Genomic DNA, 7009 nt, shown 5'->3' on the forward strand with positions numbered 1-7009 from the left:
TGTGTTATAACAAACGCTTCAAGAGGGACAGCCAACGCGTGGCATTTTTGCTATGCGTTGGTTTTTGTGGTTACGGTGTTATGCAGTAAGTTGGTAGTGGCGTTGGCTGCCCCTTAAGCGGGCGTTATACCTTGCCGAAAAAAGAGGCATTGATTGGTATATTAATCAGTCATCTAATCGTTTCATTGCGCTACGGTAAACATCACTTCGCTCTCGTTTTCCAACTGCTAAGACCGTTACCACGATAACGTCATCTTTTACTTGGTAAACAAGACGGTAGCCAGACTGACGTAGCTTTATTTTATACATGTTATCAGCGCCAGAGAGTTTTGATGCTGGTACATGTGGGTTTTCTAAGCGTTCAATGAGTTTCTTTTTAAATTGCTGTTGTAGTGTAGAGCCAAGTTTTTTCCATTCTTTTAAGGCGCTCTTTTTGAAATCAAGTTTATAGGTCATCGATGTTTACCGAAATGCTTTCTTCAGACTCTCGTTCTCTTGCAATAGCTAATAGTTCGAGATCATCGAGTCGATCTATCATCATTTCGTATGCTTTTGCTGGAACACAGTAAAAAGCAGGTTCGTTTCGGTTAAGTACAGCGACAGGTTCACCATATGCACTTGTTGCAACTTTCATTGGATTAGCTTTTAATTCAGTAATACTTGCAGCTACATCGGCTAAGATTCTAGCGGTCATTTATTGAGTCCTTTAAGTGGTCTTTATAAAGGTCATTCTAGCGCTATAAGAACGGTATAACAAGGCGTTCAAGAGGGATTCGTGCCGCGTGGCATTTTTGGTATGCGGTTAGTTTTGATGGTGAAAGTGGTCTGCGGAAAGCTGGTTTATGCGGCACTCACCCCTTAACGCGGCGTTAGTTGAATAAGGAAGTTTCGTGGATATTTTAGGATTACTATCGGGTGCTTTAGTTCAAGTTTGGTACATCATACCTCTGTTACTTATCGTTTCGATATTCAAGAGTCGATGGTTTAAAGGTCTGTTTGGCGAGTATTTGGTAAACAGATTGCTGTCACAGTTATCTGAATCAGACTACACGTTAATAAAAGATGTAACTTTACCCACAGAAGATGGCACAACACAAATTGACCACGTTGTTGTATCTAAGTTTGGTATTTTTGTTGTTGAAACAAAAAATATGAAAGGGTGGATCTTTGGCTCAAGAAGTCAAAAACAATGGACTCAAAAAATCTATCGGCATACTTCCAAATTTCAGAATCCTCTCCATCAAAATTATAAACATATCAAAGCCCTTGAATCATTGTTGGGTATAGATTCATCTAAGTTACATTCGGTCATCGTTTTTATTGGTGATAGTACGTTTAAAACTGATATGCCTAATAATGTTACTTACGCACGAGGTTGCTTGGATTACATTAAGCAGTTCATCCAGCCAGTATTTTCAGATGCTGAATACGCTCAAATTATTTCGGCCATCAACGAAGTTAAGCTCAAGAAAGGCGTGGTTACAGATCTAAAGCATAGGCAACATGTTAAAGAGTTGGTTGCTTCAAAAGAAAACATAAAGCAATGTTCACGTTGTGGCTCTGATATGGTTGCGCGTGAAACAAAGCGTGGTGAAGATAAAGGTAAACAGTTTTGGGGTTGTTCCTCTTTCCCTAAATGTAGGTCAGTGGAAAAATTCAACTAACAAACGGTTCAAGAGGGACAACCAACGCGTGGCATTTTTACTATGCGTTGTTTTTTTGTGGTTACGGTGTTATGCGGAAGCTTGGTAGTAGCGTTGGTTGCCCCTTAACCGGGCGTTAGGGCTATTCATCAAATCTTGCGTTTAATCTTTTTCTCGCTCATAATCGAAGCTATCAAATTGATAGGTAGTCCGTATGTCAGATAATAAACTTGAGGGAATAGATGAGTTCCCGCTGACCTCAGCGTCAGCAAAGAAACTCATCAATGAACTGGCAAGTAATCATACAGCGAGAGTTTACATTAGTTCTCATGCGAGAGAACGCATGGAACAACGTGGTGTGACTCGAATGCAAGTATTTCAGGTACTTAGCAATAAGCACAGTAGAATAACGGAAGCTCCTCATCAAACACCTAGAGGTGACTGGAAATGTAACCTTCAAGGTATGGCTGCCGGTGAAATCGTAGAAGTTGTTGTTTCCCTAAAGAGACACGAAAACGATCCATCTGCATTTGTTGTTACGGTTATAGTTAAGTAAAGGGGCTAATATGTATCACTATAAAGAATGTGGTCTACCGTATGTTTATTTAACAAATGGCTTTACTATCGACAAAGTAGATGATGAAGAATTTGTTAGTATCGACAACCTTTATGAGTTGCACGCTCTTATCGGTAGAAACATAGTGTCTCAAGTAAGGCCTATTTCTCATCAAGAGTTCAAGTTTATTCGCATCGAGCTCAATATGTCGCAAAAGGCGCTGGGTAACTTGTTAGGAGTAGACACTCAAACAGTTGCTCGCTGGGAAAAGGGGCAGTCAGTCATTCCAAGGACAGCCGATGTGACTCTTCGTGCATTGTATGCAGAGTTCAATGACGACGATAGCCAAATTGGTCTTTTGCTAAATATGCTTTCAGATTCAGAAATTGAATCAACAATGGCAGAGTTACATTTAGAAGAGCAAGACAACAAGTGGCGTGTAGCATAGCCCTAACAAACGCTTCAAGAGGGACAGCCAACGCGCGGCATTTTTACCATGCGTTGGTTTTTGTGGTTACGACGTTATGCCGGAAGTAGGTTGTGGCGTTGGCTGCCCCTTAAGCGGGCGTTATGTTTAATCACGTCAAATCAGTTGGTTGTATCTTTTCTTTGCTCCCTCGGCTTGTTGATTTTGTGCTCGTTGGCAAAGTGGCTTCACTTGGCGCTGCTTTCCGGACATTTATTCTTTGGCGCTGGAAATTCAGAGTGTTGCCTCAATCAATTTTCGAGTGAGCTCGAGGTTTGTGCGGCTGGCTCAATCAGTATTTTGACCACAATTTTTTGGGCTTGAATTGCCAAAATTCGAAGTCTGTTTTCAAATCTATGAGTCATTTCAGTTTTTTAAGTCTTGGCTTTTGTTTGTGAGTCAACACTGAGTTAATCTTGGTTTTGTAAAACGTAAGCCCTTGAAGCTTAAACATAACAAACTGCTTAAGAGGGATTCGCAATGCGTGGCATTTTTGGCATGCGGTGGGGTTTTGTGATTAAGGCGGTGTGCGGTCGCTTTTGCAGTGCATTGCTCACCCCTTAGCAGGGCGTTATGTTTACAAAAGCAAAAAAGCTATCTTGAGGAAAAGATTGGGGATTTCTCCGACTTTTTAGCTTCATCGATATTCAGCAATTTGAGTCCAATTATCCAAAATTCTTTGTCATTGCCAGCCTCGCGCAAACCAAGTTCGTGGGTTGCTTCATTGTGGAGTTGTGGAAATATCGGTTGAGAGTTTCTCTGGCTCAAAGTCGCTTTGATTGGATGGGTTAGGATTGGCAAAATCACGAGCTTTAAGCTGATCGCATTTGTCGGTCAATTTAGCTTAAAAACTTGGTAATGGTTTTGAGCAATGCCGTAAAATCGGCGGTTCTTTGTCATGTAGGTTTTCTTAAACCGTAATCATAACAAGGCATTAAAGTGGGACTTGGCCCGCGTGGCATTTTTAGTTTGCGTTAAGTTTTGTGTTTAAGGTGAAATGCAGAAACATTGTATTGCGGGCCTGCACCCCTTAACGCAGCGTTATGTGCTAAGGCAAAAAATCAGGTCATGCGATGAAAAGAATCAATGTAATAGGCACTAGTGGTAGTGGAAAAAGTACTTTCAGTCGCCAGCTTGCGAGTGAGCTAAAGTACCCTTATGTTGAAATGGATGCCATATTCTGGAAGCCCAATTGGCAAGAATCTTCAGATGAAGAGTTCTTTGCTAATTTAGCTGACAGGTTAAGCGCCGAGCATTGGGTTCTTGATGGTAACTACAACCGAACTGCTGAAATAAAATGGAACAGAGTAGATACCATTGTTTGGGTTGATTACTCCTTTGTAAGGACGTTGTTTCAAGCTGTGAAAAGGGCTTTAGTTCGTACAGTGACCAAGCAGGAATTATGGGATAAAACAGGTAATGTTGAGTCGTTCAGAAAGTCTTTTCTTAGCAAAGACTCTATCATTCTTTGGACGCTAAAAACGTACAGTAAAAATCGGTCTCGCTACACAGAACTACTTAACGATCCGAAGTATAGTCATATCAAATTTGTAAGAATAACAAGCCCTAAAAAAGCAAAGGCGTTCCTGAGCGAGTTACGCACATAACAAACAATTTAAGAGGGATTCCCAACGCTTGGTATTTTTGCTTCTACTTCAAGTTTAGTGTTTATGGCACAATGCGTTAGGTTTGGGTGGTAGCGTTGCTCACCCCTTAATTGGGCGTTATGCTTAATCACTTAAAATCAGTGGTTTATGGTTTTCCTTTGTTCCCTCAGCTTTTGAGTTTTGTGCTCGTCGGCAAGTTGGCTTCAGTGGGCACTATTTTCTGGACATCCATTCTTTGGCGCTGAAAGATCAGAGAATTGCCTCAATCAATTTTCGGGTAAGCACGAGGTTAGGGCAGTTGGCTCAATCAGCAATTTGATAGTAAGTTTTTGAGTTTTATCTGCCAAATTTCAAAGTTTGATTTTCAAAAATTATGAGTCATTTCAGTTTCTTAGGTTTTGCCTTTTGTTAGCTAATCCTAGTCGAGTTAATCTTGGTTTTGGTAAAAATGTGGGCGTTGAAGCTTAAGCATAACAAAGCGTTAAAGTGGGATTTGGCACGCGTGGCATTTTTAGTTTGCGTTGAGTTCGGTGATTACGGCACTGTGCGGTAGCTTTTGTATTGCGTGCCTGCACCCCTTAACGCGGCGTTATATAGCTTTCGGGCAGTGTTTTGGCATTGGGTTTTGCAAGTCTGATTTTTGTTTGGTTTATTGTGAAGTGGGTAGTTTCCTTCGTCGATAAATTGTTTAAACTAGCGGTGTTTCTAACACTCAAAATGTTATTCGCTGCTTACCAACTTGTTTCACTTCAAGTGCGGTAGCGTGTCTGGTTTTTAAAACCGTGTTAGAAAATAGTATTTAAAAAAACGGTTTGGCTTCGTTCGTCAACTGACTTCGGTGAGTGTGAAATTAAATCTAAAAGGGCTGTTTAACCGTGCTGTGTTTTCCAACGCATTGTGCAATAAATGGCTATATAACAAGGCATTTAAGTCGGACTAAAAACAGTGGGCTACTGCGCTTCGCTTGTATTTTAGCCCACTATTTTTAGCCGCTTAATGCGGCGTTATGGCTATCAAGTTTAGTTCATCATTAATGTCGGTAAATTGGTTTAAATTGGTTTAAATTGGAGTACTATCCTGCGATTAAACTCGCTGAAGAACTCGATGACAATCCCAATTAAAAATGTATCAAATCCGGAAATATCGTGCTCAAACTGCCATGCTTGTTGCTGCCGTTTAGAGGTTATGATCATTACCGATACAGGTGTGCCAGAGCAGCATATTGCATTCGATGAATGGGGTGGAGAAACGATGCTGCGTTTGTCAGATGGTTGGTGTTCAGCTCTAGATCGTGAAACGTTCATGTGCACAATTTACGAAAATCGCCTTTGGATTTGTCGAGAATTCGAAATGGGCTCTTACGAATGTCGAGATGAACGTATAGACCTTTCTCAAAGCTTTATCCAATAAATCAGTGAGTTGTTAGCCATAACAAACGGTTCAAGAGGGACAGCCAACGCGCGGCATTTTTATTATGCGTTGGTTTTTTGTGGTTACGGTGTTATGCGGAAGCTTGGTAGTGGCGTTGGCTGCCCCTTAACCGGGCGTTAGGCATAAGGAAATTATGGAACTCATTCAGCTAAATGAGCATGAGCTAAAAATGTTGCGTGATGGTCAATCTGAGCTTAAGTATATGATTGACGGAATTCCACCAAATCATGTTTTAGAACGCTCTCTTAATCATTATCGTGATTCAATTTGTGAAGTTTGGTCTTTACCATACTTTATAAAGTCAAATGACCAGCTAATTGGTAGTTGTGGATTCAAGAACCCACCGTTCAAGTGTCGAGTTGAAATCGGTTACAACGTAGCTTTTGGGGTTCAAGGTAAAGGTATTGCAACATTTGCAGTTAACAAACTTTGCCAAATTGCGTTTGAATCTGGTTTAGTCAAAGTTGTCTTTGCATTAATCTCTTCTGAAAATTCGGCGTCACTCAATGTTGTTCGCAAAAATGGATTTATTTATAAAAATATTGCTGTGGATAGTGATGGCGAATCATTAGAATGCTGGGAATTAATTAATAATATCAATGCGTTGGAAAATGCCTAACAAACGCTTCAAGAGGGACTTCCAACGCGTGGCATTTTTATTATGCGTTGGTTTTTGTGTTTACGGTGTTATGCGGAAACTTGGTAGTAGCGTTGTCAGCCCCTTAAGCGGGCGTTATGTTCTAGGGTGAAAAATGAGAAATCAAGGAATGATATTAGCAGCTTTCATCTTTTCTATTGCTCAAGCATATTTAGCGTACTTGCTTCATAATGACATGATTTCAATAGAAATATTCCAATGGATAGTTTCCGTAGTATATATCCCTTTGTATTTCGTTCTGCTGTTGATTGGCGGCTTACTAGAGGCTGTCTTTGGGGGGAGTCTTCTTAGAGGTGGGGTGGTTTTCCCATATCTGCATGACTCTTTGTGGCTAATCGGCAGCATGATATTACTACCCTTGAATTTGTGGCTTTTGAAGTTAGGCATACGTTGCAAATTACGAACATAACAAGGCGTTTAAGGCAGATTCGCAACGCTCGGTTTTTTCGGTTTGATTCAGCTTTAGTGTTTACGGCACAATGGTTTAGGTAGGGTGGTGGCGTTCCTCACTACTTAACGCTGCGTTAGCTTAAAACATTAAAAATCATTGTTTGCTGCTTGTTCTTTCTTCCTTCGGCCATTCGTTTAGGTTTTCGGCAAATCAGCATTGTTTGCCAACGCAAGTCTTGAGCAGTTGCCTCAATTGAG

Annotated in this window: 9 protein-coding genes; 7 read left to right on the forward strand and 2 right to left on the reverse strand. The window is 40.8% G+C overall.

Going from position 1 to position 7009, the window contains the following annotated elements:
- Positions 1–165 precede the first annotated feature (165 nt).
- Together UF06_RS09130 and UF06_RS09135 are read right to left on the reverse strand one after the other, a co-directional pair.
- Positions 166–456: a type II toxin-antitoxin system RelE/ParE family toxin gene (locus UF06_RS09130; RefSeq protein ID WP_000221349.1), complete on the reverse strand. Its 291-nt coding sequence runs from the start codon at positions 454–456 to the stop codon at positions 166–168.
- The gene (locus tag UF06_RS09135; RefSeq protein WP_045570175.1) at positions 446–694 is read right to left on the reverse strand and encodes a type II toxin-antitoxin system Phd/YefM family antitoxin; all 249 of its coding nucleotides are present in this window, start codon (positions 692–694) and stop codon (positions 446–448) included. The genes UF06_RS09130 and UF06_RS09135 overlap by 11 nt, the downstream gene beginning before the upstream one ends.
- A 56-nt stretch (positions 695–750) precedes the next feature.
- On the opposite strand from UF06_RS09135, the gene UF06_RS24165 reads away from it, so the two are divergent.
- The 7 genes from UF06_RS24165 (at position 751) to UF06_RS09165 (ending at position 6322) form a co-directional block, all read left to right on the forward strand.
- Positions 751–873 (forward strand): DUF3265 domain-containing protein, encoded by a 123-nt coding sequence (locus UF06_RS24165; protein ID WP_082069652.1) that lies wholly within the window; start codon positions 751–753, stop codon positions 871–873.
- A gap of 17 nt (positions 874–890) precedes the next feature.
- Positions 891–1664: an NERD domain-containing protein gene (locus UF06_RS09140; protein WP_045570176.1), complete on the forward strand. Its 774-nt coding sequence runs from the start codon at positions 891–893 to the stop codon at positions 1662–1664.
- Between the two features lie 193 nt (positions 1665–1857).
- Positions 1858–2199: a DUF4258 domain-containing protein gene (locus tag UF06_RS09145; protein WP_045570177.1), complete on the forward strand. Its 342-nt coding sequence runs from the start codon at positions 1858–1860 to the stop codon at positions 2197–2199.
- A gap of 10 nt (positions 2200–2209) precedes the next feature.
- The gene (locus tag UF06_RS09150; protein ID WP_045570178.1) at positions 2210–2647 is read left to right on the forward strand and encodes a helix-turn-helix domain-containing protein; all 438 of its coding nucleotides are present in this window, start codon (positions 2210–2212) and stop codon (positions 2645–2647) included.
- A gap of 1091 nt (positions 2648–3738) precedes the next feature.
- On the forward strand, positions 3739–4272 hold the full coding sequence (locus UF06_RS09155) for a shikimate kinase (protein WP_045570179.1): 534 nt from the start codon (positions 3739–3741) through the stop codon (positions 4270–4272).
- Positions 4273–5376: 1104 nt separating this feature from the next.
- Positions 5377–5682, forward strand: coding sequence for a YkgJ family cysteine cluster protein (locus UF06_RS09160; protein WP_082069651.1), 306 nt, complete (start codon positions 5377–5379; stop codon positions 5680–5682).
- A 154-nt stretch (positions 5683–5836) separates the two neighbouring features.
- On the forward strand, positions 5837–6322 hold the full coding sequence (locus UF06_RS09165) for a GNAT family N-acetyltransferase (protein WP_045570181.1): 486 nt from the start codon (positions 5837–5839) through the stop codon (positions 6320–6322).
- Positions 6323–7009: the final 687 nt, after the last annotated feature.

It is taken from the genome of Vibrio sp. S234-5, from assembly GCF_000960595.1.
Taxonomy (GTDB): domain Bacteria; phylum Pseudomonadota; class Gammaproteobacteria; order Enterobacterales; family Vibrionaceae; genus Vibrio.

Coding starts and splice junctions, on each gene's coding strand:
- UF06_RS09155 (WP_045570179.1), top strand. CDS start 3,739: ATGAAAAGAATCAATGTAATAGGCACTAGTGGTAGTGGAAAAAGTACT.
- UF06_RS09130 (WP_000221349.1), bottom strand. CDS start 456: ATGACCTATAAACTTGATTTCAAAAAGAGCGCCTTAAAAGAATGGAAA.
- UF06_RS09165 (WP_045570181.1), top strand. CDS start 5,837: ATGGAACTCATTCAGCTAAATGAGCATGAGCTAAAAATGTTGCGTGAT.
- UF06_RS09150 (WP_045570178.1), top strand. CDS start 2,210: ATGTATCACTATAAAGAATGTGGTCTACCGTATGTTTATTTAACAAAT.
- UF06_RS09160 (WP_082069651.1), top strand. CDS start 5,377: ATGACAATCCCAATTAAAAATGTATCAAATCCGGAAATATCGTGCTCA.
- UF06_RS09145 (WP_045570177.1), top strand. CDS start 1,858: ATGTCAGATAATAAACTTGAGGGAATAGATGAGTTCCCGCTGACCTCA.
- UF06_RS09135 (WP_045570175.1), bottom strand. CDS start 694: ATGACCGCTAGAATCTTAGCCGATGTAGCTGCAAGTATTACTGAATTA.